At 68.4% G+C, this 354-nt stretch carries 1 protein-coding gene; it reads right to left on the reverse strand.

Features of this window, described 5'->3' with window-relative positions; all coding sequences use genetic code 11:
- Positions 1 to 354, reverse strand: a 354-nt coding sequence (locus AC1DS3_RS39615; protein ID WP_477129500.1) for a GLUG motif-containing protein, incomplete at both ends; no start/stop codon positions are given.

A 354-nucleotide genomic window follows, 5' to 3' on the forward strand; every position in this document is an offset into this window, starting at 1 on the left:
GGCATAGACTTCGCCGCTCGCTTCCACCGCCAGCAGGTCGCCGCCGTTGTAGCCGACCAGACCGCCGGTGTGGCTGTTGCTGCCGCCCGTGGTCTTGCCTCGCGCCACCGAACTCTGGATGGTGCCGCTATAGTGGCTGCCGACCAGGCCGCCCACGCGGTTGTTGGTGCCGCCGATCACGGCGCCGGTGGCTTCTGCACCGAAGATGGTGCCGCCCTCATTGCTGCCGGCCAGGCCGCCCACATCGATGCCGGAATTATCCGTGACGATGCCGCTGGTCTTGACATTGGTCAGGCTACCGTTCCGGTTCTGCCCCACCAGGCCGCCGATGGCCGCGGCACCGCGGCAATCGGC

This window comes from Cupriavidus sp. 01L46 (assembly GCF_056399905.1).